Below are 25,185 nucleotides of genomic sequence, written 5' to 3' on the forward strand. Positions count from 1 at the left end.
AGAATTATCGGCAAGTTCCTGTAGGGAATGATCAGCTGTTTTTTGGTAGCTGAAAGTTCGCTGTGTTTAAAAATTTTTTAAAACATTACGGTACTTTTAAGTAAAATTTTTATTTGAATATGTGATGATTAAAAAAGTTCGCATAATGCTTTGGATATTAGTATAAAAAAATGACATCAAAAGTTCGCTGTGTCTTTAACATAGATACTAGATACAAACATAGATTTGTGAAAATATGGAAATAAATTAAAACTGAATAACAATTTATTTGCAGAATTATAACCATGGCTTTATGAATTAATGGCCATTAAATGAATACATATCTATGAAATGTATCTTAAAATGAAAGCCCAAATATTGCCAAATATAGAAAGGTTTGAAATGAAATTAACTTTTATCAAGGATGTGGTTCAATTTTGTTTGCAGGGAATATTCGTAAAATAAAGAATGATTTTTGTTTTTTTGAATGGGCTAAAAGAATAGAGTTAGCTTGTATATTATTGCAAAAAATAATGCCACATAATATTTTAAGCTAAAAAGTGATTGTAAAAACTAAAAAAGAGCTTTCTTGCAAATTTTTAATCAATTTTTAGATGATTGTGCGAATAAAAAAATTAGGTACCGGCATAGTTTAATTCTTGCAAAATAGGAGTTCAAATTTGATAAGGCAAAATTTTTAATATTAAAATTTAAATATCAACACTAACGAAAAGAATTAAAACCAAATTCAAAATTAAACGCCCTAGAAAGCGATTTAAGTCGAGAAAAGAAAAAGAAGTCAGGAAAAAAAAGGAAGAGAGGGAAAAGGAGAGAGAAACGCGCAAAAAGTTCAAAAAATTTAAGAAATAGATTTGAATGCAAAAGAAAAGCATTTAAACGAGAAACGAAAGCGAAATGTAACTCAAAAATATTTATGAACGCCGCAACAAGCTAAAAACACCAAAAAGATGCAAAAGAACAAAATCAATCATCAAACTTTACAAAGCAACATTTTCATTATAAGAGGGTCAAAAAAATCAAACTTCCTATTAAAAAATTTTTAAAATAAATTGGCAGATGGAATTTATAAGTTTTTAAATTTTGTTTATGAAAAAACACCACCATGCAATGGCAGGATAAAATCAATGAATTAAAAAGAATGCAAGAGATATTTTGCAAGAAAGAAAAGCTGGTTGAAAAATAATTCAAATAATTTTTGTTTTATTGGATAAAATTTTAAAAAAGGCAAGCATATCTTGGTGCAACTATCAGACATAGCGCCACTTTATAAAAAATATCAGGCAACCCAAATAAAATGAAAATTAAATTCTTATATCTATTTTTCGTTTATTGAATCTTTCCAAAAGCTCTAAAATATCTACTCCATTTTTCTGCTGAGTTTTTAGAAATTGCTCCTAAAAATAAGTTTTTATTTCATCTTTGTAGGTTTTTTTATTTTTACTTTCTGCCTGCATGGGTTTAAAGGATTTTGTTTTCTTTTGAAGTTTCTTTGCTGCTTGTGTTTTTTATAGGACTATTATCCATACCTCTTGCTTTTTAGGCTTCTTCTAGCGATTTCAAAAACTCATCGTGCCTTTGTTTAAAATCTAAATATTTTTTTAAATTCATCCAGACTCATATCAGAATTGACCAATTGAATGCATTCTTTTCCCAAATCTTCAAAGATTTTAATGGGCTTATCGTTTTCTAAATTTTTAGCCCTGTTTACATAGCCCTCTATGGATAAATTATCGCCTATGAGATTACCTCAACCATCTTACTCATAAGAGTATTTTAAAGAATTTGCATCTATAAAGGATAAAAATTCTTTTATTTTATAGTTGTTCATATTGTTATCAAGTTTATCTAATTTGCCCAGTAAGGTAGTTTTTCCTTAAATTTTCATCAGTAAGCTTCCAAATAAAAGCATCACCACTTTGTAGCTTTTGCCAATAGTCTATCCCATCTTTTCGCGACAAATTTTGCAAATCTTGTTTTGTGAAATTGCCTCAATCCCCATCCTTTACAAATTTAAAATGTATTTTTTGACAAATGAAATGAAAGGCTCGATAATGCTTTTTTGGGAGCGATGATCAAGCGGGATCTCCGACTATAAGGACAAGAAAAAGTTTTTACAATGTTTTTCCTTATCATAGTGATACCAAAATAAATCACTTGATAAAGCAAGAGATATTTATTTTGAATGATTGTTAGATTTTCTGCCAAAATGGCCGATGTGAGTTTTGAATTTATTAATCAATCATTGGCTTATGAAAAAATTAATTGCATTTTTGTTTGTGTTTTTTTATTTTTCAAATTTTGTTTTTGCTGGGGATTTTTTGGCTAAGGTTAGCAATGGTGTTTTGAGGGATGCAAGTGTGGGTGTGAAAAAACTTAGCTTTGATGAGATGAAAGAGGTTAAGGGTGGGTATAGAACCAATGCTTTTTTATAGCTGAAAATGAATATTCTAGCAATTTCAAATCAAACTACAACTTATAAACAAGCGGTTGCAATTTACAGGGTCACTAATGATGATAGTTTAAGAAATGTTTTAGTGGGCTACATCGTTAAAAGAAATATGGAGTTTCTAAAAAGCGAAAGTTTTGTATATTTTATTTATGGTGTCGTTATGGTCGATGAAATGGCATTCATAGAATTAACACGAATTCCGCACTAATAATAATCCAGCCGTAAAAAAATTAAGCAGAGCTTATAGGGCGGACTTTGAGAGAAGACTTGGTGGCTTAGTAAAGCGACTTTAAATTTAAGCAATCATTATGCGAGCATTGATACTAGGGCTTATGCGTTAATTTCAAAATCCAAACAAAAAAATCTCACGGCGAATTTTTGGGCCATAAAACAGACCAAGAGAGCTTTTTGACAAGCGATTTTAATAGGGAGATGAATTTGCCTTCTTCTTAAAAATCCACTCAAAAAGCATGAAAAATTTTTTGACATATTAAAACAGCGCAAATTTTTCAAAACTTGATTTAAGGCAAACCATCCAAAACGTTTATAAATTTTTTTCCCAGCTTATGGATGATTCGAAGAAAAGCTTTAATCTGCTGGATTTGGATAGCATTCCTCAAGCCTTTGGGTTTGATAAAATACCCTTAATATCACAAAAATTTATTCCTTTGATGAAAAAGAATATGAAAATTTCCATCATAATATTTATGGAAATTATGGCCCCAAAAATAATATTATTTTAACAACGACTTTTTTAGTTTAGATGCAAAACCATTGAGTGAAAATTTATTTTCCTATCTTCCATACGATATTAACGAAAAAGCTTACATTGATGAAAATGGCAATATTTATAAATCGGGACTTTTTATAGCCTTTATGTCAGAGCAAAAAACCGATTACCACATCGCAGAGGGTGAGACTAATTTTTGGCAAATTGCAGGGTTTGGATAAAAATATGAATGAAAATGAAGTGGAGAATTTGTGGGAATTTCTTAATGAATAGCATATATTTTGATCCAAGTGAGTTATTTTTTGGCGTATTGAGACAGAATTTAAGCGTGGAGGATTTTAAAGTATTGGCTTTTTCTAAAAAGTCTCAAGCTTTGTTAAGCGAGGCAAAATGCCTCCAATGAAATTTCCATCAAAAAATCCTCATTCAAAGCGAAAACAAACATAAAGAAACTTATAAAGATGAAATAAAAATTTATTTTGGGAGCAATTTTTAAAAGCTTATTGGGAAAATGGAGTGGATATCTTAAAACTTTTAAGAAAATCAAAAATAAATATGAGGGTTTAAAAATTTTTTAATAAATTATCATGCGAACGATGAATTTGTTTTGCGAGAGTGGAATTTAAAATCTTTATAGAATTTGAATTTTTTATTATCAGAATAAATTGTTAGGTGGCAAAGAAATTTTTCAAAGTTTTGTATAAGTTTTGATTTCATTGATGTTTTTCAAAAATAAACAATCCGCACGAATCTCGAGTTTTTTCGGTCGTTGATTGAATGAACAATATTATTAAAAACTCATTGCTCTGATGTTTTTTACCGCATTCTGATTAACTTTTTCATCTAGCACACATTTATTAATTCCCAATGAAATTAAGCATTTATAAATCTATTTCATTGATTCGACTTTATTTGCATTTAATTGTTTCTTATTTAATTTGTTTTATAAAAAATTTTATTGATCGGAAGTTTATTTTCTTTAAGATGAACCTTTTGTTTTAATATAAAACCAAGACAAAAATCGTAAGGATTTGATTCGCTTTCTTTGTATTTATTTTTTTATTTATTTGTACTGATTTATGTCAAAATGCAAGATTTATGATAATTTCATCGCATTCTTTTACTTATTTGGTTTAAAAGATTACGCCTTTTGAGGTTAAAATAGGGTAAAAGACATAAAATTAACCTAGAGTTCTAACGAGCTAATGAATGTCTTTTTCTGATATTTATCTAAACCAAAATGAAATATAAGTATATTTTTTAAAAATAATTTAAAAAGTTTTTGAGAGTTTATGGGTTTAGTATATCTCTAATGGGTTCTTTGGATGTAGAATAATTTCAGCTGTGTTAATGCGAAAAAGTATTTTTTTGTTAATTAAGAAACACAAGAAAATTTTAAACTTTTTAATTCATTCATATTATTTATTATTTATCTCAAATCAAAATGGGAAGAATATTGAGAATCGCTTAAATTTTAATAAAAAATTAAAACAAATAGCGTTCGAGAAATTGCGATAATTTGGATGAGTAAAAATAACGAAAACTATACTTTTTGATCGAATAAACTTAACGAAATTAGAGCAAGTTATATTTATTTTGCCGATAATCTTAAAGGGCATTACTTTCCCCAGCATAGAAAGCTTTTTTACACATTACCTTACAAATCAATAGAAAATTTTAAGGCTAAAATCGATAATTTTAAATGATAACATTTTCTAAGTTAGTTTATGTTTGTAGATCAATACGCCACTTAAGACAAGATTTTATTGGATATATTTCTTAACTTCGCATCTTTTTCTATCATTTCTTTAAAAATTGCAAAAAGCTTTAAAGATTCGCTTTCTGCATCTTGGCACTTGCTTAAAATTTTATTTTGTGTTGCTATATCGGAAATATTCTCTAGATTTGCAATGTGAATTGCTGCATTCATATTTTCATGAACATTTTGATGTGGTTCATTGATTTTTGAAAAACTTTCGTTAAGTCCAAATCTTTCTTTACCTGTTTCAGAAAGCCATTTTCCTAAACGACAAGAAATATGATCTATGAGAACTTTACCAGATTTAGAAAAAATTTCCTTATAACCATTAAGCTTAAAAGCAATATGATCAAGTTTTGCTAGAGAAACAAAAGCCTCGGATGTTATCCCGGCCGCATTAGCGTTGGTTGAATGTGCTTCTTGGACAAGTCCATTAAATTTATCGGAAAAGTTGACAATATGAGAGTTTGAATTGGACGACAGTTTTTCTATTTGCTCACTTTGAGAATATACTTCATTGGCATTCTGTTTTAAGAGATTTATATTCATTTCAACTTCGGTAGTCGCTTTTTGAGTTTTTTCGGCTAATTTTCGCACCTCATCAGCCACAACAGCAAAACCTCTACCATGTTCACCGGCTCTTGCTGCTTCAATGGCAGCATTGAGTGCCAACAGGTTGGTTTGATCTGAAACATCTTTTATAAGATTGATAACATTAGAAATTTCATCAACACTACGATGCAAAGTTTCTGCCGTATCTCTAGATTTGTTCGCCGATTCTACGATATCTGTAAGTGAAGCATTGATAGATTGAGTAATATGACTTAGCTCATTCATTGCTTTTAATGAATTTTGCGAATAGCTTGAAATAAATTCAGCCTTATCAACATTTTCTAACATATCCTCCTGTACAATATTAATATTTTTCAAAACATTTTCCATCAAAATTTCAAGAAGATTTGTTCTAAGAGTAGATTCAGAATTTCCCAGTTCCAAGGTAGAGATTTGTTGCTTTAACTCTATATTTTCAGCATGAAGATTGGATATTTGTTTGAGTAATTCTTGATTCTCATTTCTTAATGCTTCTAGACTTGAATGATCGGCTTTATTTTTGATAAACATTAAAAACTCCTTAATATATTTAAAAGCATAGATAAAACCTCATTTCAACTAAAATTTTAGAGAAGGGCACTAAGTTATTTCCATGTTTCAAAAGCGAAAATAACTTTTCCTTGCTAAACTTAAAGTTTTAGCGCTGCAACTTACAAGAATGCTTTAATAGTCACTTCTGTTTTTTAAGCGTTCTAAGCAACGAAGCTGAAATTCTTATCTTTCTTTTCGTTCCATCCTCTAAATTAATACGAACAGTACGCAAGTTTGGTAGAAAACGCCTTTTAGTCTTATTATTGGCGTGACTCACGCTATTTCCTATCATTGGACGCTTTTTAGTAACCTGACACATTCTTGACATTGGATCATCCTCAATTAAAACTTTGAAAGCAAAACAAACATTATCTATACTGAATTGCATAATTATGTTCTTTTAAAGCATATCAGTAACCAATTTGTAACATTTTTGAATAATTTTGTCAAATTTTATATTATTGAAATTTTTAATATTTTTTAAATATTGATTATAAATATTCATTAAAATTTTGTTGTTTGAATATTTTTATTTCCGATATAAATTTTTTGAAAAAATTATGTTTTAAAGTATTCAAACCAAACAATGACCTTCTGGCTAAAATATTAATATATTATTAATAAAATTTTATGGACATTGCAATGAAAAATTTTAAGATATAAAATCTTTAGCTTTGTTTTGCATGAACCACAAATATGCAAAATTCATTAAGGGAGTATGGATGTTGTTTTTTATAAATTCTTCAAATTCTTTAACCTTCACCGTGATGGGTTCAATTTGTTCTCCGTCTATGCCACCACCATTAGTTCTTTTATCTCCTTCATCCACCGCAGCGAAATAAAAACTTTGTTTACTTACACCCGAACCAAAACCCGTATAAAAATCAGTAATTTTTTCTAAATTTTTAGGTGAATATCCCAGCTCTTCTTCGCACTCCTCTCTCGCAATTTCTTCCAAAGTCAAATTTTTATCAACAAGTCCAGAACAAAGCTCAATAGTTAATCCCATATTTTTATCTTTTTTATAATTTTTATCATTTTTTTGATGATACCAAAGCGGGATACGAAATTGTCGTACGAAAATAAAGCTTTCAAAATCTTTATGGTATAAAAGTATGGAGACACTGTCTTTAACCTCAATAAAATCCCAAGTATAAATTTTTCCCTTGCTTTGATAAGCGAATCTTTTGGGTTTAATATAATTTGAGGATACAAATTCTACTTCTTTTAATTTTTTAAAACGCATATAACAATTCTCCAAAGGTTTCACATCTCAGTTAAATGATTTATCACTTTAGGGATAATTATACTCTAAAAATTTTTTTATTATGCTTACCTTGCAGTGAATATTTATTTGAGAAATAATGCAAGAAAATTTCAAAATCACGATTCTTGATTGAATGCTATGCTAAAATAATCCAAAAAATTTCAAGGAAATTTCATGCAAGCTGAGTCCGGTATGTTTTTGAACAGAGAGCTTTCTTGGCTGCGTTTTAATTCTCGCGTTTTAGACCAGTGCTCTAGGGATTTGCCCGCACTGGAGAGGTTGAAATTCATCGCCATTTACTGCACGAATTTGGACGAGTTTTACATGATAAGGGTCGCAGGACTCAAACAGCTTTTTTTAGCAGGGGTCAATGCCGGCGGGGGCGATGAAATGACGCCACTATCGCAGCTCAAGGCCATACGCGAGTACATCCACGAGGAGAAAAAGCTCCTAGAAAAGTACTTTCACGAGCTTATCGCCGAGCTAGCAGGGCAAAATTTATTCGTCAAATCCTACGAGCAGCTTGATGAGGACCTGAGGGCAAAGTGCGATGCGTATTTTTTTTCCAACATCTTCTCCGTGATCGTCCCCATCGCGGTCGATTCCACGCATCCTTTTCCGCATCTTAACAACCTCTCCTTTTCTTTGGCCGTGAAAATTTGCGACAGGGCAAATCCCGAGCTTGTTAAATTTGGGATGATACGCATTCCTAGGGTTTTGCCGCGTTTTTATGAGCCAAGCTCCAACACCTATGTGCCGATAGAAAGCATCGTCAAGCAGCATGCCGAGGAGATCTTTCCGGGCTTTAAAATTCTAGCCTCGGCGGCTTTTAGGGTTACTCGAAATGCCGACATTGTGATCGAGGAGGAGGAGGCGGATGACTTTATGATGATTTTGGAGCAGGGCTTGAAACTACGCCGCAAAGGCGCTTTCGTGCGGCTTGAAATCGAGCAGGGCGCGGATGAGCAGATTTTGGAATTCCTCAACACCCACACAAAAATTTTCCACAAAGATGTCTATGAGTATGCCACCCTCCTCAACCTCCCCCCCCTTTGGCAAATCGCCTCCAATAAGGTCTTCACGCATCTTTTAAACCCCATCTACACCCCCAAAACCCTCCCGCCTTTTGATGAAAATTCGTCCATTTTTGACGCCATCGATAAAGAAGATGTTTTGATCCTCCATCCTTTTGAGAGCTTTGATCCCGTCTATAAACTCATCAAAGAGGCGAGCAAGGATCCTGAGGTCATTTCCATCAGGATGACGCTTTATAGGGTTGAGAAAAACTCAAACATCGTCCAAGCCCTCATCGATGCAGCCAGCGATGGGAAGCAGGTTACGGTGATGGTGGAGCTTAAAGCGCGCTTTGATGAGGAAAATAATCTCCACTGGGCCAAGGCCCTAGAAAATGCAGGAGCGCATGTGATTTACGGCATCACGGGCTTTAAGGTGCATGCGAAGGTCTCGCAAATCATACGCAAAAGGGGCGATAAGCTTAAATTTTACATGCATCTTGGCACGGGCAACTACAACGCCAGCAGCGCTAAAATTTACACCGATGTGAGCTATTTTACCGCGCGCAGTGAATTTGCTAAGGATACCACGAGTTTTTTTCACATCCTCTCAGGCTTCAATAAAAATCGCCGCTTGCAGACCCTAGCCATGAGTCCGCATCAGATCAAGGAAAAAATTTTGGAGATGATAAGGGCAGAGGGTGAGAAGGGCAGCGAGGGCGCCATCATTGCTAAGATGAACTCACTGGTAGATGCGGATGTGATCAGCGCACTTTATGAGGCTTCTTGCAAGGGGGTGCAGATTGATTTGATCATCCGCGGGATTTGCTGCCTAAGGCCCGGCACTCCTTACAGTCAAAACATACGCGTTCGCAGCATCATCGGCAAATATTTGGAGCATGCGAGGATTTTTTACTTCAAGCACAGCGCGCCCAATTATTTCATCTCAAGTGCGGACTGGATGCCGCGAAATTTAGAGCGGCGGCTTGAGTTGATGACGCCCATTTTTGATGAGAGGTCGCGCTCAAAACTGGCTAGAATTTTAAAACTCCAACTGAGCGACAATGTCCTAAGCTACGCCCTTGATGGTGATGGTGAGTATCGTAAAATCCAAGCTAGGAGCGAAGAGAGTGCGGTTGATTTCCATCAAACCTTGGAGGAATTTATCGGCAAAATTTACAAAACTTTCAAGAAAGATACCGACCAAAGCCGCGCCACAAATCTAGCCTCAAAGCTTTTTAAGGAGAGTTAGTTTTAGGTATTTTAAGATTGTGAGAATGGTTATGTTAAAAAATTTACGCACACAGATCGATCGCTTGGATGATGAAATTTTAAGCCTACTCAATGAAAGAATGCGTCTGGTTCAGAGCATAGGAGAGCTGAAAAACAAGCAAAATTCCACCATTTACCGCCCTGAGCGTGAAAGGGCAATTTTAAGCCGCTTGGAAGAGCTTTCAAGGACTCAAAAGGGGCGACTTGAGCGCGAGGCCATCGAGGCGATTTACGGGGAGATTTTTGCGGTTTCTAGGAATTTAGAAAAGGCTCAAGGCGTGGCCTATTTGGGGCCTGAGGGTTCTTACACGCATCAGGCGGCGCATTTGCGTTTCGGGGCGCTGAGCTCCTATTTGGCCTTGGCAGGGATCGAGGATGTGTTTAAGGCCCTGCGAAACAAGCAAGCAAAATTTGGCATCGTCCCCGTGGAGAATAATACCGCAGGGGCGGTGGGGCTGACGCTTGACTGCCTTGCAAAGTATGAGGAGATTAAAATTTTTGGTGAGATTTATATGGACATCCATCATTCTTTTGTAAGCTTGAATGACGATATTAAGGGCATCAGGCGCATTTATTCGCATCCGCAGGGCTATCATCAGTGCCGCCTTTTTTTAGAAAGTCATCACTTGGACGGGGTGGAATTTATCGCCAGTAAAAGCACGGCAAACGCCGCATTTTTAGCCAGCAAGGACAGGGATGGCGCGGCGATTTGCTCCAAAATTGCCGCCAAGCTTTACAAGGTGCCGCTTTTGTATGAGAGGATCGAGGATAATGCAGCAAATAGGACGCGTTTTTTGATATTGAGTGATGAGAATTTTGCGCTTTGTGAGGGGTGTAAGACGAGCATTTTCGTGCATACGCGCGATGAGGCGGGAGCCTTGGCGGATTTGCTTTTGGTTTTCAAAAAGGCGCAAATCAACCTCACTAAGCTCGAAAGTCGCCCCGTCAAAAACCCCAGCGGGACGGAATTTAGCCATAGTTTTTATATGGATTTTGAGGGGCATATCGAGGAGGAGCGGGTGCGGGGGGCACTGGAGGAGGTCAGGGCGCATAAACTGCTCTGGCTGGGCTCGTATCTGGCGGAAAGGGGGTAGCTTGAAAGTGAAAGTTTGCGCACAAAAAAGCTGCCGCGGATGGGGCTCACAAGAAGCCTTTGAGTGGAATGAAGGGATTTTTCAATGTATCCCCTAAACCTCCCTGAAGAAGAGCTTAAGGCAAGGGTCGCGGCGGATTTTTTCAGCCCAAACCCGCAAAGTGAGAACATCAAGCTCGATAAAGAGCAAAAGGCTCTTTTGAAAAATTTAGATTCCACGCAGATTCTTGGACGCATTGATTTTTGCGTGAGTTATAGCGCAAAGACACTTTTCCAGCCCATCAATTTCTTATGGGCGGAGGCGAAAAAGGGCAACAAAAGCGACATTGTGGAGTCTTTTATCTAGTATTCGGTGCATTTTGTCATCAAAGCAATGCTGTCAAATTTTGACAAAAGGCTATTTTAAAAAATGAGTTTTTATTAGTGCCTCATCGCTAAGGACAACGACCCTTAAATCAAAATGGCTTTGATTAGGTAAAGTTCAAGGCTTTTAATTTATAAACTTGATTTGATTTGAGTGAGTTTTTGAATTTTAGTTTTCGGGTGCGAGGTAAAACTCGTTTTAAAACGACAAAAACACCAAAATATCACTTAAAAAATTCTTAACCTTACTTAAAGTCCTTTTTGTTAAAATGTTGTCAAATTTTCAAAAGAGGTATCGCGATGAATTTGGTCATAGTTGAGGATGATATCAATATGAGAAAGTCCCTAGAAATCGCTCTGGCAGAGTATGAGGAATTTAAAATCAAAGCCTTCAAATCCGCCACCGAGGCCCTCAAAAAGCTCGATGAGGATACAGACCTGATCATCACCGACATCAACATGCCGGGCCTTGACGGGCTAGAATTCGTCAAGGCCTGCGGGGATAAATACGACTTCATCATCATCACGGGCAATGCCACGCTAAGTCGCGCCATCGAGGCTGTGCGCCTGGGCGTGAAAGACTTTTTAACCAAGCCCTTTGATGTCGACACCTTAGTCGCTGCGATCAAGCGCGCGAAGCTTATCCGTGAAAAAACGAGCGTGAAAAAAGGGGGGGGGAAAAATTTAGAAAGCGAGGAATTTTTTGGCACTTCGGCCAAGCTGGAAGCGGTCCTGAAACTGAGCGAAAGGGCAGCCAAAACGGACGCTGCGGTGATGTTTTTTGGCGAGAGCGGGGTGGGTAAAGAGCTTTTTTCTCGCTATGTCCACAAAAAAAGCAAGAGGGCGCAAAAGCCCTTTGTGGCGATCAATATGGCCGCCATCCCTACCAATTTGATCGAGAGCGAGCTTTTTGGCTTTGAAAAGGGGGCCTTCACCGATGCAAATGCCACAAAAATAGGGCTTTTTGAGATGGCCAATGAGGGCACGCTTTTTTTGGATGAAATCGGCGAAATGCCCTATGAAATTCAGGCCAAGCTTTTAAGAGCCCTGCAGGAGAAAGAAATCACGCGACTTGGCAGCACTAAGCCCATCAAAATCAACACCCGCATCATCAGCGCCACCAATGCAAATTTGGAGCAGAAAATCGAGGAGGGCGCGTTTCGCTGCGACCTCTATTACCGCCTCAACACCGTGCCGATACAAATCCCCCCGCTAAGAGAGCGCAGGGATGAAATTTTGCCCATTGCGGCTAGGGTTTTGGAGCAGACTTGCAAGGAGTATGAGCTGGAGGCGAAGGAGCTTGATGAGGGGGCGCGCGAGGCCTTGTTGCATTATGATTTTCCGGGCAATGTCAGGGAGCTGCTTTCTGTGGTGCAGAGGGCTTGCATTTTGAGTGAGGGGGAGAAGATCACGAAAGAAGATCTGTTTTTGGAGGCTAGAAGCGTTAAAAAAGAATTTAAAAATTTAGAAAAAGAGCTGATTGAGGAGGCGCTCAAAAGCGTGGAATTTGATAAAAACAAGGCGGCGGAGCTTTTGGGGATGGGGCCTGAAATTTTGAAGGAGAAGATCAAAAAATATAAAATAAAGGACAAGCCATGAAAAAAATAGCCATAGTAGGCGCTACGGGCGCTGTGGGGGAGGAGCTTTTGGGCGTTTTGGAGGAGCTTGATTTCCCTGTGCAAAGCATCTTGCCATTAGCCAGTGCGAAAAGCGCGGGGAGCACGGTGGAATTTAGGGGCCAAACCTACAAGGTCCAAGAGCTCACCGAGGCTGTCTTTAGGGCGAATCCCGTCGACATAGCCTTTTTCAGTGCTGGGGGGAGCGTGAGTGAAAAATACGCCCCCCTTGCGGTCGAGGCGGGGGCTGTGGTGATCGACAATACGAGCCATTTTAGGATGCGCGAGGATGTGCCCCTTGTCGTGCCCGAGTGCAACGCTGAGGACATAGCGCAGTGGAGCAAAACGGGCATCATCGCCAACCCCAACTGCTCAACCATACAAATGGTGCACGTTTTAAAGCCCTTGGACGCGGTTTTCAATCTCAAAAGGGTCGATGTGGCGACCTATCAGGCGGCCAGTGGTGCGGGCAAGGAGGGCATGGAGGAGCTGGTGGAGGGGCTGCGGGAATTTTTTGCCTTCAGGCTGGATGGCTTTGAGGCTAGGACCTTCCCGCATACTTTGGCCCTGAATTTGATCCCTCACATTGATCTTTTTGAGGACAATGGCTACACGAAAGAGGAGCTTAAAATGGTCAATGAAACGCAAAAAATCCTCCACAAAAAGCTAGAAATTTCAGCAACCTGTGTGCGCGTGGGGGTGCTTAGGAGCCATAGTGAGGCTTTGAGCTTGCATTTTGAAAAGGAGGTCGATGTGAAAAGGGCGAGGGAAATTTTACAAAAAGCGCCCAGTGTGGTGGTCATCGATGAGCCTGAGAGCAAAAAATACCCCATGCCGCTTTTTACGAGCGATACCAATGAAACTTATGTGGGCAGAATTCGCAGGGATTTGAGCCGGGCTAATGTGCTGCATCTTTGGTGTGTGGCCGATCAAATTCGTGTGGGCGCGGCGACCAATGCTGTGCGCATCGCGCAAAAATGGCTTGAGCTGGAGGGGAGATGATGCTGGAGAGAATTTTTGAATCCCTGTTGATCAGGAGTCGTGTGGTTACGATTTTACCCGTGATTTTCGGCCTTGTGGGGGCCTTTGTTTTGTTTTTCATCGCCAGCTATGATGTGCTCAAGGTGATACTTTTTACCTACAAATACTTCTTCGTAGCCGGGGCCGGGGTGGATTTACACGAGGATGTCGTGGGGCTCATCATCGGGGCGGTGGATTTGTATTTGATGGCTTTGGTTTTGTTTATTTTTTCCTTTGGGGTGTATGAGCTTTTCATCAGTGAGATTGAGGAATTCAAGCACACCAAGCAAAGCAAGGTTTTGGAGGTGCATAGCCTCGATGCGCTTAAGGATAAGCTTGCAAAAGTCATCATCATGGTCTTGGTGGTGAATTTTTTCCAGCGGGTTTTGCAGATGAAATTCACCACGCCTGTGGATATGGCGTATTTGGCGGGGTCGATTTTGGCCCTTTGCGTGGGGCTTTATTTTTTGCACAAGGGCGGGCATTGAGTTTAACTTTTTTGGTTATAATCCGCATCGTTTTAGGAGAAATGATGAAAAAAGCGTTGATTTTGACCCCTGATCGTTTTTTAAATTCCTACCGCATCGCAAATCTCACCAAGGATAGATGATGATACGATGGCTATTTTTGAGCTCTATTTTTGCACTGGGGCTTTTTGGCTTTGATTTGAAGTCCCTTTTCACTTACACCTTTGATGCGAGTAAAAATTATGACACGCAAAAGGGGAAGGAGCTTTATTTTCATAATAAATGCCACACTTGCCACGGGGAGCTTGGCGAGAAGAGTTCGGCGAATTTTGAGGCGCTAAAGGATATGAGTCCTGCGGACATCAAGGCGGCCTTGATCGGCTATGATTTGGAAGGCGGTGCGATGAATAGAGTTACGCACTCCAGAAAGCTAAGTCATAGCGACATGGACACGCTTATCGCCTACATTAAGGGCGAGGACTTTGCGGTGAAGCTTCAGGCTGAAGATTTGCTAGAAAAAGAGCCTCCGCAAAAGACAAAGCACGGAATTTTTATCAAATAATTTCAATATAAAGGAGAAACGATGAAAAAGATGATTTTGAGTTTGGGCGTTTTGGCCTTAGCAAATTTTTTATACGCTAAAGAAGTCAAAATCGGCGTTGTTATGCCTCTAACGGGCGCTGTGGCGGCTTATGGACAGAGCGCTTTGGTGGGCATTGAGTTGGCCAATTCCATGCAAGGGACCCTAAGCAATGGCGACAAGGTAACCCTTGTGGTGGTGGATACCAAGGGGGACAAGCTAGAAAGCTCAAGCGCGACCACGCGCCTTGTCTCCAAGGATAAGGTCATAGGGCTCATCGGCGAGATGATAACGGCCAACACCCTGCAGGCGATGAGGGTGGCTGAGGACAATAAAATCCCCATCATCGCACCGGCCGCGACTGGGGACAGGCTTTTGGAGAAGAAAAGCTATTCTTCTAGAGTCTGTTTTATGGATAGCTTTCAGGGCTCTTCTTTAGCGAGGTATGTTCGCGAAAATTTAAACCACAAAAGCGCCGTTATTGTTTTGGATCAAAGCACGGATTATTCTTTGGGGCTTGCAAAGGCCTTTGAGAAAGAATTCAGCGCTAGGGGGGGTCAAATTTTAAAAAGCATCAGGATCAATTCTGGCGATAAGGATTTTAAAGCCATCGTATCGCAGCTTAAGGGACTCAATCCCGATTTTATCTTCCTACCGCTTTACTATAATGAAGCTTCCCTGTTTGCAAGGCAGGCAAGAAGCGCGGGTTTGAACACGCCTATGGGTTCAGCTGATGGAGTGGCGGATGAGAGCTTTATCAAATTAGCCGCGGATGCTAGTGAGGGCTATATTTTCACCGATAGTTTTGACTTCAACAACCCTCCAACCAAACGCAGCGAGGAATTTATCGCCAACTATGAAAAAGTCAAAGGCACGAGAGAGGTGTCCAATTTCTCAGCCATGGGCGCGGATGCTTATTTTGTGATGTTCAACGCTCTCGAGGCCTGCGTGGGGAACCTCACCCCCGATTGCATCAATGAAAAAATTCATCAAACTCAAGATTATGAGGGCGTTTCTGGTGTGATCAGCATCGATGAGAGCGGGAATGCGACGCGCTCGGTTGTTGTCAAAGAGATTAAAAATCAAAAGCAAAGCTACAAAGACACCATCAATCCTTAAGCGATGCGCCTAGATGGATCTCGGTCTCTTCCTACAGCAACTTGTCAATGGCTTCAGTCTTGGCAGTATGTATGCCCTCATTGCTGTGGGATACACGATGGTTTATGGCGTCTTGCGCCTCATCAATTTCGCGCACGGCGACATTATGATGGTGAGCGCTTACGCGGCGCTTTTTTGCATCGTCGGTCTTGATGTCCCCTTTTTGGGCTCCTTGTGCCTAGCGATGCTCTTTGCGATGGCGGTGGGGATAGCCACGGATAGGATCGCCTACAAGCCTCTAAGAGAGGCTCCTAGAATTTCCCTACTCATCACAGCCATCGGTATCAGCTTTTTCCTGCAAAATTTCTTCAACCTACTCTTCACCTCCACCCCGAGAGCCTTCACGCCACCGTCTTATTTTGAGCGACCTGTTAGCATCGGCGATCTGAGTATGAGTTTTGGGAATTTACTCGTGCCCCTCCTCACCCTCCTCATCCTCATCATCGTGCTTTTAATCCTCTACAAAAGCAAATACGGCATCGCCATCCGCGCCCTCGCCTTTGACATACAAACCGTGAATTTAATGGGCATTGATGCCAATCGCATCATCGCGATGGTCTTCGCACTAGGCTCTGCTTTGGCGGCTGTGGGGGGGGTTTTTTGGGCGAGCATGTATTATTCTGTCGCGCCCACTATGGGGACCCTCATCGGCCTCAAGGCCTTTGCGGCGGCGGTTCTGGGGGGGATAGGCTCTGTCGTGGGGGCCGTGATCGGGGGCTTGATCATAGGGCTTTCTGAGGTGCTAGCCGTGGCCTTTTTCCCTGAAATTTCTGGCTTCAAAGACGCCTTCGCCTTCATCTTTTTGGTTTTCATTTTACTCTTTAGACCCACGGGAATTTTGGGCATAAATTTTGAAAAAAGCAGGTTTTGACGATGAGCAGGGTAAAAATTTCGCACCTTTCGTTTTTGTTTTTAGCCCTAGCCTTCATCCTCATTGCTCCCAAATTTTTTAGCGATTATGGCATGAGCATCGTCAATCAAATCGCCATCTTCATCATCCTAGCCGTGAGCTATAATCTCATCAACGGCGTCACTGGGCAGTTTTCCCTAGAGCCTAACGGCTTTGTCGCCGTGGGCGCCTATGTCGCTGCTTTGATGCTTTTGAGCACGGAGGCGAAGGAGGATCAGTTTTTTTACGATGGAATTCACCCCCTCATCCTAGCCCTGCACGCGCCAAATTTCATCCTAGCCCTACTCACGGCCGGGCTTTGCGCCCTCTTGCTCTCCCTCATCCTCTCCTTTGCCGTGTTTCGCGTGCGGGGGGATTATTTGGCCATCGTAACCCTGGGCTTTGGCATCATCATCAAGCTTCTAGCCCTCAGTTTCCCGACCCTCACCAATGGCTCACGCGGCATCAGCGAAATCCCCGCCTACTCAAACATCTACTACACGGGCGGCATCGCCATCCTCGCGGTGGTTTTGATCTTAAACCTCGTCCGCTCCAAATACGGCAGGGCGATGAGGGCGATAAGGGACGATGAGGACGCAGCCAGCGCCATGGGTATCAATGCCTTTTGGATCAAAACCCTAGCCTTTGGCACTTCGGCCTTTTTGGAGGGCGTGGGCGGCGGACTTTTGGCCTGTCTTTTGACGACGGTTTCGCCTGAGCAGTTTGACTTTTTACTGACCTTTCAGCTTCTCATCATCATCGTCTTGGGGGGGCTTGGCTCCACAAGCGGGGCGATTTTGGGAGCGATTTTAGTCATCGGCGGGGCAGAATGGCTGCGATTTTTGGACGAGCTTAAATTCCAGGCCAATATTTTGGGCGTGGAATTGAGCACGGGGTATGGTTTGAGGATGGTCGTGTTTTCTCTCATTCTTATCTTAGTGATGCTTTTTGCGAGGAGGGGGTTGATGGGGGATAGAGAGCTGAGTGAGTTTTTGAAAAGGCGCTAGGGTGATTTTGGAGCTTCAAAAAATTTCAAAAAGCTTTGGGGGCGTGATGGCCATCAATGAGACATCTTTTGGGGTTGGCTCGGGAGAAATTTTCGCCCTCATCGGTCCTAATGGCGCGGGTAAAACGACCCTCTTTAATATCATCACGGGCAATTACAAGCCAAGCAGCGGCGCGGTGTTTTTTGAGGGCAGGAGGATAGACGGGCTAAAACCTCACAAAATTGTGCATTGTGGCATAGCGAGGACCTTTCAAAACATCAGGCTTTTTTCCAGCATGTCCGTGCTTGAAAATGTCCTCATAGGCTTTGATCGTCAAATGAAATACAGCATCCTAGAGGCCTTTTTAAACTGGGGGCGATTTGGGAGGGTGGAGAGTGAATTTCAAGACAGAGCGCATATGCTTTTAAGGGAGCTTGGGCTTGAAAATTGCGCCCAGCAAAAGGCGACAAGCTTGAGCTACGGGCAGCAGAGAAAGGTGGAGCTCGCAAGGGCCATGGCGACCGCGCCCAAGCTTTTGCTTCTCGATGAGCCAGCCGCCGGGATGAATAGCGCAGAAAGCAAGGATTTAGCCGCGCTCATCTTCAAGCTAAAAGAGGACTATAAAATCGGCGTTTTGTTGATAGAGCACGATATGAAATTTGTGAATGCTCTGTGTGATAGGGTTTTGGTTTTGGATTATGGCAGGACGATTTTTGAGGGCAAATTGAGCGATGCGGTGCATCACAAGGAGGTGATCGCGGCTTATTTGGGGGATTTTGATGCTAGTGGTTAGGAATTTGCGCGTTTATTATGGCTTGATTGAGGCTATAAAGGGCATCGATTTTGAGGTCAAAACGGGGCAAATCGTCTCCCTCATCGGCTCAAACGGAGCGGGCAAAACCTCCACACTCAAGGCCCTTTTAAATTCTGTGAAAAAAAGCGGGGAGGTTAATTTTTTGGGCTATGAAACCAAGAGGCACTTGACGCATACCCTTGTGCAAAGGGGCATCGCACTGGTGCCTGAGGGGCGTAGGGTTTTTATCAATCTTAGCGTCGAGGAGAATTTAAAAATCGGCGCCTATAACAATGGCGAAAATTATGAGCACTTAAGAGAGCAAATGTATAAACTTTTCCCGCGCCTTGCTAGCAAAAAAAATGCTCTAGCGGGAAATTTAAGCGGGGGCGAGGCGCAGATGCTAGCCATCTCAAGAGCCCTGATGAGCGAGCCCAAGCTCCTGATGCTCGATGAGCCCTCTTTGGGGCTTGCGCCTAAGATTGTGAGCGAGGTTTTTGAGATTATCGTGCGTTTGAAAGAGGAGGGCATCACCATACTTTTGGTGGAGCAAAATGCCTTCAGCGCCCTGAAAATTAGCGATTATGCCTATGTTTTAGAAAACGGACTCATCGCAATGCAGGATATGGCTAAGAATTTGATCCACGATGACAATATTAGAAAAAAATATTTAGGATTGTAGGGATGAGGCGGGCTTTAAAAGGGGTGGGGGATCTGAGAATTTCCATCGTTTTGTTTTTGCTTTTTGCGCTTTCTTGTGCTTTGGCGACCCTCATTGAAAGCGCCTACAAAACCCCGACCGCTTGGGCTATGGTTTATGGCACGACTTGGTTTGGATACATCCAGCTTTTGCTGGGCATCAATTTGCTTTGCGGGATCTTCGCTTACAGGATGCTTAGGGTGCAAAAACTTCCCGTAGCGCTTTTTCACGCCTCATTTTTATGCATACTCATCGGCAGCGCGATGACGCGCTATGGTGGCTTTGAGGGGGTGCTCTATCTTAGAGAAAATGCGGCCAATTCTGTCATTGAGAGCGCCAAGACCTCGGTGCGTTTTTCCGCATCCGAGGATGGGCAGCTTTATAGCAGTGTCAATGACGCCCACATCGCCCTTTTGCCCTTTGCCAATGCCTTCATGATGCGCTTGGATATGAAGGATAGAGCGGAGCTTAGGTATGAAAATTTGATTTTGGATGCGGATTATGATTTCAAAGAGGCCGCAGACGCCCCGCCCCTTCTGGCTTTGATGGTGTCCTCACAGGGTAGTGCTGGGAGTGTTGTGGAGTTTGGCAAGGGGGAGATTAAGACCATCGATGGGGTGAATTTTTCCTTCATGAACGATGCTGCTCCCGCGCCCTTTGTGAAGATCGATAAAAATTTACAACTCAGCTCCAGTGAGGATTTGAAATTTTTGAGCATGGAGGATGGAAAAGGAGCGGTTTTGCCCGCAAATTCTAAAGAGGACGCGAAGATCAGAAGGCTTTATGAGCTCCATCAAACCCATTTTGTCGTCAAATTTGCCTCCCTGCACGCGACTCGAAGTGTGGTGGGCGCCAACAGGCCTCAGGATGAGAGCTTTTGGCTTTGGCTCAAGGGTGCTTGCATGGAGGCAGGTAGGACGCTTTTGGTGTCCTCCTTCGGTGAGCCCCAAAAGTGGAAAGAGCCTTGGCTACTGCACTTTAAAGATTTTGCCATGAGCAAGGAGTATCAGGCTCTGGAGCTGAAGGGACGCAATGCCCTAAAACTCAAGCTTTCTTACAAGGGATCGAGCAAGGAGCTTTTTGTTTTTGAGCATGATAAGCCCCTGGCGGTGGAGCTTGGGGGGAAGAAATTTTTCATCGCATGGAATTTGAGCTATCGGGAATTGCCCTTTGAGCTTTATCTTAGGGACTTTGTGATGCAGCGTTATCCGGGGTCTAATTCTCCCGCTTCTTACACGAGCAAGGTGCGGGTGAGGGATGGCGGGGCGGAGTTTGATTATGAAATTTTTATGAATAATGTTTTGGATTATCGAGGTTATCGTTTTTATCAAAGCTCCTACTACGAGGACGAGGGCGGCACGATACTCTCAGTCAATAAGGACCCCGGGAAGATCCCCACCTACACGGGGTATTTTTTGCTCTGCTTGGGGATGTTTTTGAATTTTTTCAATCCTCACTCCCGATTCCAAACCCTATCCAAGCTCATCAATAAAGACGCCATGCGGAATTTCTCCTCGCTCATTTTTCTTTTGTTTTTCGCTAGCCTACAAAGGGCGGAGGCTCAAAATCAGCTCCCCATCATCGATGCCAATCATGCCGCAAAACTAAGCACCCTCATGGTGCAGAAATTTAATGGCCAAATGAGCCCTCTAGACACCCTGGCGCGGGAGGTTTTGGAGAAAATTCACAAAAACGATGCGTATAAAAATCAAGATGCCAGCGCCCTGATGCTCTCGATGATGATGGGCGCAAAAGCGTGGAAAAATGAGCCCTTCATCGCGATGCCTAAAAACAAGACCGTGCGCGATGAGCTGGCTAAAATTTTAAAAATCCCCAGCAAGCAGTTTATTGCTTTTGATGATTTTTTCACTGAGGACGGGGCGTATAAATTGCAGCGCCATGTGGAAAATGCCAACCGCAAAAATCCCAACGCCAGAGGGGTTTTGGACAAAGAGCTGATCGCTTTGGATGAGAGGGCAAACATCCTCAATTACATTTTTAGCGGAATTTTGCTCAAAATCATCCCCAAGCAAAACGATGCGAACAATCTTTGGCTGCCGCCCTTTGTGAGTGAGCTTGAGGGCGAGGAGGGGGGTATTGTTTATAGCTTGGTTGGGAATTATTTTTCCTCAGTGGATGCGGCCTTGCAAAATGGGGATTGGACTAAGGCGGATGCGGCTTTAGAGCTCATTAGAATTTATCAAAATAAATTCGGCCAAGCCCTCATCCCCAGCGAGCTCAAAATCAAAATCGAGCTCTTCGTCAATGAAATCAAGCCCTTTCTCAGGCTAGCTCCCGTTTATCTTTTGGCTGGAATTTTGTTGCTCGTTTTGGTTTTGGCTAAGATGATTAAAGAAAATTTAGCGATCAAAACCCCCTTCAAGGCGGTCTATTATCTCAATGTCCTCGTGTTTTTCGCCCACAGTCTGGCCCTTGGCACAAGGGCCTATCTGGCAGGGCGAGCGCCCTGGAGCAATGCCTATGAAAGCATGGTTTATATCGCCTGGGCCCTGGCCCTATCTGGGATTTTATTTTCCAAAAAAAGCCCCATATCCCTGTCCCTGACTTCCATTTTGGCCGGTGTTGTTTTGGGAGTAGCGCATCTTAGCGAGGCCAATCCTCAAATCACCCCCCTCATGCCCGTTTTGCACTCTTACTGGCTGAGCATTCATGTTTCTGTCATCACTGCTAGCTATGGATTTTTAGGGCTTTGCGCCCTGCTTGGAATTTTCGTTTTGGTCCTGATGTGTTTTTTGAAAAGGGGCGAGGGGTCGCGTCAAAATATCCTAAAAAACATCACAGAAGCGACCAGAATCAACGAAATGGCTATGATTTTGGGGCTTTGTTTGCTCACGGTGGGGAATTTTTTGGGCGCGATTTGGGCGAATGAGAGCTGGGGGCGCTACTGGAGCTGGGACAGTAAGGAAACTTGGGCACTCATAAGCATTTTGATCTATGCGGCGATCTTGCATTTGCGCCTCATACCCCGCTACGCCAATCAATTCATCTTCGCCCTGTGGAGCATGTTCGCCTACTGGTCGATCATCATGACCTATTTTGGGGTCAATTATTTCTTAGTCGGGCTGCACTCCTACGCGGCAGGTGAGGCGACACAAATTCCAAGCTATGTTTATTGGGGGCTTATTTTTATGGTGATCTTGGCGCTTTTTGCGGCGAGAAAGCGTGAATTTGTCGGTGGTTTGTGATGGCGCCTTTTTTGTTTTTCTTGCTCGGGACGCTTTTTTTGCTCATCGTTTTATCCCTCATCACCCTCCTCATACTCAGCGGGGGCAAAAAGAGGGCGCAAAATGCTCCACAAGGCCGCTCAAGCATGGATTTGGACGGGATGATAAGCAGGGCTCGGGATGAAAATTTGAGCGATAATGACCTAAGAGAGCTCGCAGAAATCTTCATTTCCACGCACACACTGGGCTCTAAAACCCAAAAAGAGCTCAGTCAGGAGGTGAAAAAGAAGCTAGAATTCGTGCGCGCCTTCGCGTCAAATCCTAAAAGCAGTGCCGCAAGCATCGGCTTTTTAAACAGGGGGCTTAAAAAGCTTTCCAACTCCTACGGAAAAGACATTGACGCTTATGAGCAAAAGGGGCTTGAGGAAAGGGGGCTTAAAAAAGCTTGAGGGCCTTTTGGAGCAAAAATTCTGCGGCGTTTTTTTGCGCTATGCCCTCAAGATTTTGGCTGATGTGGGGCAAATTTATGGAGGCTATGGCTTTAAAAACGGCCTCTGCGGAGGCTTGCTCTTGGGTGAAAATTTGACAAAGGGCCCTGTCGTGGAGGAATTTGGCGTTGAAAAACTGATGATTTTTCGCCGCGTAGGGGTAGGGGATGAAGATGCAAGGAAGGGCATTGGCACAAAGCTCAAAAAGCGTGCTAGCTCCCGCCCTGCTGATGGCAAGGTCGGCTCGGTGCATCTTTTCCTCCAAGTGCGGACAAAAATCAAAAACTTCGGCCGAAATTCCTAAGGCCTCGTAGGCTTCTTGGCATTTTTGCAGGTCCTTCCCTCCGCATTGGTGGATGATTTTAACGCCCATTTGATCAAGCTTTGGCGCTAAATTTAGGGCCAGATCGTTGATGAAGCTAGCCCCCTGCGAACCGCCCAAAAAAATGATGCATCCAAGCCCTTCCCGTCTCCTTGCTAGGTCAAAAAAGCCATCCCTCACGGGATAGGGGGCAAATTCCTTTTCAAAGGCGCTAAAAAACCCTCTTGCGAAGGGTTTTAGGAGGGAATTCAAGCCTCCCCTTTTTGCATTTTGCTCGTGGATGAGGAGGGGCAAACGGCTAAAAAGCGCCGCAAAGGAGGCCGGCGCACCGCTGTAACCCCCCACACTGAAGACGGCTTTGACCCCGTGAGCGCTAAAAATTTGCTGGCATTGCTTGGAGAGCTTGAAGATGTGGGCGAGGGCGTGGAATTTTCCCATTCCGCTTTGATTCATCACGCCCCTTGAGCTGAGAAAAAATTTCTCCCTGAAGCCCTTTTCATTGTCAAACCAAAGTCTATCCTGCCCGTTTTCACTGCCGATATAAACGCACTCAAGACCCTTCCTGCTGGCACTTTCTAGGAGGCATTTGATGATGTTTAGGTGTCCGCCAGTGCCCCCGCCCGTTAAAACCATCATAATTTAACCTTTTTGGAAATCATCAAAACATAGCCCAGTCCCACACAAATGGCCCACATCGAACTGCCGCCGTAGCTTAAAAGCGGCACGGCAACGCCCTTTAGGGGCGTGAGGGAGATGATGCCAAAGGCGTTCATAAAAAAGGAAAAAAGCAGGAGTAGGGCTATGCCTGAGCAGAAAATAAAGTCTTGCTTTTGCTCGCAGCGGCCAGCGATTTTGAAAATCCTCAAAATCATCAAAAAATAAAGCAGACAAATCACCGATAGGCCCACCAGACCTATTTCTTCTGTGATGCCTGAGAGCACAAAGTCCGTATGCACCTCACTGAGAAAGCCCAGCTTGAAAATTCCAAGTCCCAAGCCCTCGCCAAAGAATCCCCCGTGGGCTATGGCGTTGAGTGAGTGTGAAATTTGATAAGGCTCTGCGCTAGCGCTCACCCTCAGTGTGCTTGCCATCCATTCTGGCAGCATCGGCAAAAAGGCTTCTTGGATATTCCCCCACCAGAGCCTGATGCGCTCTATGCGTCTTTGATTGCTCAAAATCACCATAATACCAACCATCATCACGATGAGCATGCCAAAGGCAAAAAGCCTCTTGCTAGCCCCTGCAAAAAAGGCGAGGGCAAGGATGAGGAAAAAGGAAATCACGCTTTGGCCGAGGTCGTTTTGCGTGATGTAGATGTAGCCTATCACCACGCTAGCGACGATGCAGTAGGGTAGGAGGATGAGGATTTCGTGCTTGATGGCTTTTTTGTCCTCATCGATGCGCCTTGTGTAGGACCAGGCTAAAAAATAAATGAGTCCGATTTTGAAAAATTCCACAGGGGAGATGGAAACAAGACCCAGCCGCAGCCATCTTTTGGCGCCCCCGCTTTGGGTGGCTAGATGCGTGGGTAAAAAGGGCAGGGCGAGGATGCAAAGGAAGGAGGCGATGAGTATGGCTAGGATGATTTTTTGCGAGCGCTTGCTGTGGGGATTGAGCCTTGAGATGAAAAACATGATCAAAATCCCACTGGCGCCGAAAAAAAGCTGACGCACGAAAAAATGAAATTCGCTGTAGTTGTAAAATAGAATGGTGAAAGTGGTTAATGAGTAGGAAAAAATTATGCCTATGGTGATCAAAACGCAGCTTAAATAAAACAATTGCTTATCGGCGAACATTAGAATTCCAAAAATTTTTGTGGGAATATCAATTTTGTTTCAATTTCAACAAACCCAACTCATCCCCTGGTGGGACTAGCAAGACTTGAACTTGCG

Annotated in this window: 22 protein-coding genes; 17 read left to right on the forward strand and 5 right to left on the reverse strand. The window is 42.4% G+C overall.

Annotated features, from left to right (window positions below):
• The first annotated feature begins 2,249 nt into the window (after positions 1-2,249).
• Positions 2,250-2,432, forward strand: a complete 183-nt coding sequence (locus Q4A73_RS05130) for a hypothetical protein (RefSeq protein WP_303206369.1) — start codon at positions 2,250-2,252, stop codon at positions 2,430-2,432.
• Positions 2,433-3,223: 791 nt separating this feature from the next.
• The gene (locus Q4A73_RS05135) at positions 3,224-3,400 is read left to right on the forward strand and encodes a hypothetical protein (protein WP_303206370.1); all 177 of its coding nucleotides are present in this window, start codon (positions 3,224-3,226) and stop codon (positions 3,398-3,400) included.
• Between the two features lie 1,529 nt (positions 3,401-4,929).
• Here Q4A73_RS05135 and Q4A73_RS05140 read toward each other — a convergent pair.
• The 3 genes from Q4A73_RS05140 to Q4A73_RS05150 all read right to left on the reverse strand — a co-directional run bounded on the left by Q4A73_RS05140 (position 4,930) and on the right by Q4A73_RS05150 (position 7,327).
• Positions 4,930-6,060 carry a methyl-accepting chemotaxis protein gene (locus Q4A73_RS05140; protein ID WP_303206371.1) on the reverse strand — a complete coding sequence of 377 codons (1,131 nt, stop codon included), beginning with the start codon at positions 6,058-6,060 and terminating at the stop codon, positions 4,930-4,932.
• A 160-nt stretch (positions 6,061-6,220) separates the two neighbouring features.
• On the reverse strand, positions 6,221-6,409 hold the full coding sequence (gene rpmB, locus Q4A73_RS05145; protein WP_303206399.1) for a 50S ribosomal protein L28: 189 nt from the start codon (positions 6,407-6,409) through the stop codon (positions 6,221-6,223).
• A 324-nt stretch (positions 6,410-6,733) separates the two neighbouring features.
• Positions 6,734-7,327 carry an NUDIX domain-containing protein gene (locus Q4A73_RS05150; RefSeq protein WP_303206372.1) on the reverse strand — a complete coding sequence of 198 codons (594 nt, stop codon included), beginning with the start codon at positions 7,325-7,327 and terminating at the stop codon, positions 6,734-6,736.
• A gap of 195 nt (positions 7,328-7,522) precedes the next feature.
• Between Q4A73_RS05150 and Q4A73_RS05155 the strand changes: the two genes are divergently transcribed.
• From Q4A73_RS05155 to Q4A73_RS05225, 15 genes are all read left to right on the forward strand, one after another.
• Positions 7,523-9,613, forward strand: coding sequence for an RNA degradosome polyphosphate kinase (locus Q4A73_RS05155; protein ID WP_303206373.1), 2,091 nt, complete (start codon positions 7,523-7,525; stop codon positions 9,611-9,613).
• A gap of 25 nt (positions 9,614-9,638) precedes the next feature.
• The gene (pheA, locus tag Q4A73_RS05160; protein WP_303206401.1) at positions 9,639-10,727 is read left to right on the forward strand and encodes a prephenate dehydratase; all 1,089 of its coding nucleotides are present in this window, start codon (positions 9,639-9,641) and stop codon (positions 10,725-10,727) included.
• An 84-nt stretch (positions 10,728-10,811) separates the two neighbouring features.
• A complete protein-coding gene (locus Q4A73_RS05165; RefSeq protein ID WP_303206374.1) occupies positions 10,812-11,072 on the forward strand; it encodes a hypothetical protein in 261 nt (86 codons plus the stop codon).
• Positions 11,073-11,389: 317 nt separating this feature from the next.
• Entirely contained in the window at positions 11,390-12,688 is a 1,299-nt protein-coding gene (locus tag Q4A73_RS05170; RefSeq protein WP_303206375.1) for a sigma-54 dependent transcriptional regulator, read from the forward strand.
• Positions 12,685-13,707 carry an aspartate-semialdehyde dehydrogenase gene (locus Q4A73_RS05175; protein WP_303206376.1) on the forward strand — a complete coding sequence of 341 codons (1,023 nt, stop codon included), beginning with the start codon at positions 12,685-12,687 and terminating at the stop codon, positions 13,705-13,707. The genes Q4A73_RS05170 and Q4A73_RS05175 overlap by 4 nt, the downstream gene beginning before the upstream one ends.
• On the forward strand, positions 13,707-14,213 hold the full coding sequence (locus tag Q4A73_RS05180; RefSeq protein WP_303206378.1) for a YqhA family protein: 507 nt from the start codon (positions 13,707-13,709) through the stop codon (positions 14,211-14,213). Before Q4A73_RS05175 ends, Q4A73_RS05180 begins: the two co-directional genes overlap by 1 nt.
• Positions 14,210-14,335, forward strand: a complete 126-nt coding sequence (locus tag Q4A73_RS05185) for a hypothetical protein (protein WP_303206380.1) — start codon at positions 14,210-14,212, stop codon at positions 14,333-14,335. The genes Q4A73_RS05180 and Q4A73_RS05185 overlap by 4 nt, the downstream gene beginning before the upstream one ends.
• A complete protein-coding gene (locus tag Q4A73_RS05190) occupies positions 14,332-14,754 on the forward strand; it encodes a c-type cytochrome (RefSeq protein ID WP_303206381.1) in 423 nt (140 codons plus the stop codon). Before Q4A73_RS05185 ends, Q4A73_RS05190 begins: the two co-directional genes overlap by 4 nt.
• A gap of 21 nt (positions 14,755-14,775) precedes the next feature.
• Positions 14,776-15,891, forward strand: a complete 1,116-nt coding sequence (locus Q4A73_RS05195) for an ABC transporter substrate-binding protein (protein ID WP_303206384.1) — start codon at positions 14,776-14,778, stop codon at positions 15,889-15,891.
• Positions 15,892-15,904: 13 nt separating this feature from the next.
• A complete protein-coding gene (locus Q4A73_RS05200; protein WP_303206386.1) occupies positions 15,905-16,801 on the forward strand; it encodes a branched-chain amino acid ABC transporter permease in 897 nt (298 codons plus the stop codon).
• Positions 16,802-16,803: 2 nt separating this feature from the next.
• Positions 16,804-17,826 carry a branched-chain amino acid ABC transporter permease gene (locus Q4A73_RS05205; RefSeq protein ID WP_303206388.1) on the forward strand — a complete coding sequence of 341 codons (1,023 nt, stop codon included), beginning with the start codon at positions 16,804-16,806 and terminating at the stop codon, positions 17,824-17,826.
• Position 17,827: 1 nt separating this feature from the next.
• Positions 17,828-18,598 (forward strand): ABC transporter ATP-binding protein, encoded by a 771-nt coding sequence (locus Q4A73_RS05210; RefSeq protein ID WP_303206390.1) that lies wholly within the window; start codon positions 17,828-17,830, stop codon positions 18,596-18,598.
• Positions 18,585-19,280 carry an ABC transporter ATP-binding protein gene (locus tag Q4A73_RS05215; protein ID WP_303206392.1) on the forward strand — a complete coding sequence of 232 codons (696 nt, stop codon included), beginning with the start codon at positions 18,585-18,587 and terminating at the stop codon, positions 19,278-19,280. The genes Q4A73_RS05210 and Q4A73_RS05215 overlap by 14 nt, the downstream gene beginning before the upstream one ends.
• A gap of 2 nt (positions 19,281-19,282) precedes the next feature.
• Entirely contained in the window at positions 19,283-22,504 is a 3,222-nt protein-coding gene (ccsA, locus tag Q4A73_RS05220) for a cytochrome c biogenesis protein CcsA (protein WP_303206393.1), read from the forward strand.
• Complete coding sequence (locus Q4A73_RS05225) at positions 22,504-22,932, forward strand: hypothetical protein (protein ID WP_303206395.1); 429 nt, start codon at positions 22,504-22,506, stop codon at positions 22,930-22,932. Before ccsA ends, Q4A73_RS05225 begins: the two co-directional genes overlap by 1 nt.
• Here the strand turns inward: Q4A73_RS05225 and Q4A73_RS05230 are convergent.
• Both Q4A73_RS05230 and ftsW read right to left on the reverse strand, forming a co-directional pair.
• Positions 22,919-23,932: a UDP-N-acetylglucosamine--N-acetylmuramyl-(pentapeptide) pyrophosphoryl-undecaprenol N-acetylglucosamine transferase gene (locus Q4A73_RS05230; RefSeq protein ID WP_303206403.1), complete on the reverse strand. Its 1,014-nt coding sequence runs from the start codon at positions 23,930-23,932 to the stop codon at positions 22,919-22,921. The genes Q4A73_RS05225 and Q4A73_RS05230 overlap by 14 nt on opposite strands.
• The gene (ftsW, locus tag Q4A73_RS05235; protein ID WP_303206397.1) at positions 23,926-25,089 is read right to left on the reverse strand and encodes a putative lipid II flippase FtsW; all 1,164 of its coding nucleotides are present in this window, start codon (positions 25,087-25,089) and stop codon (positions 23,926-23,928) included. Before ftsW ends, Q4A73_RS05230 begins: the two co-directional genes overlap by 7 nt.
• Positions 25,090-25,185 lie beyond the last annotated feature (96 nt).

The sequence above is a fragment of the Campylobacter sp. genome, from assembly GCF_030528245.1.
Taxonomy (GTDB): domain Bacteria; phylum Campylobacterota; class Campylobacteria; order Campylobacterales; family Campylobacteraceae; genus Campylobacter_D.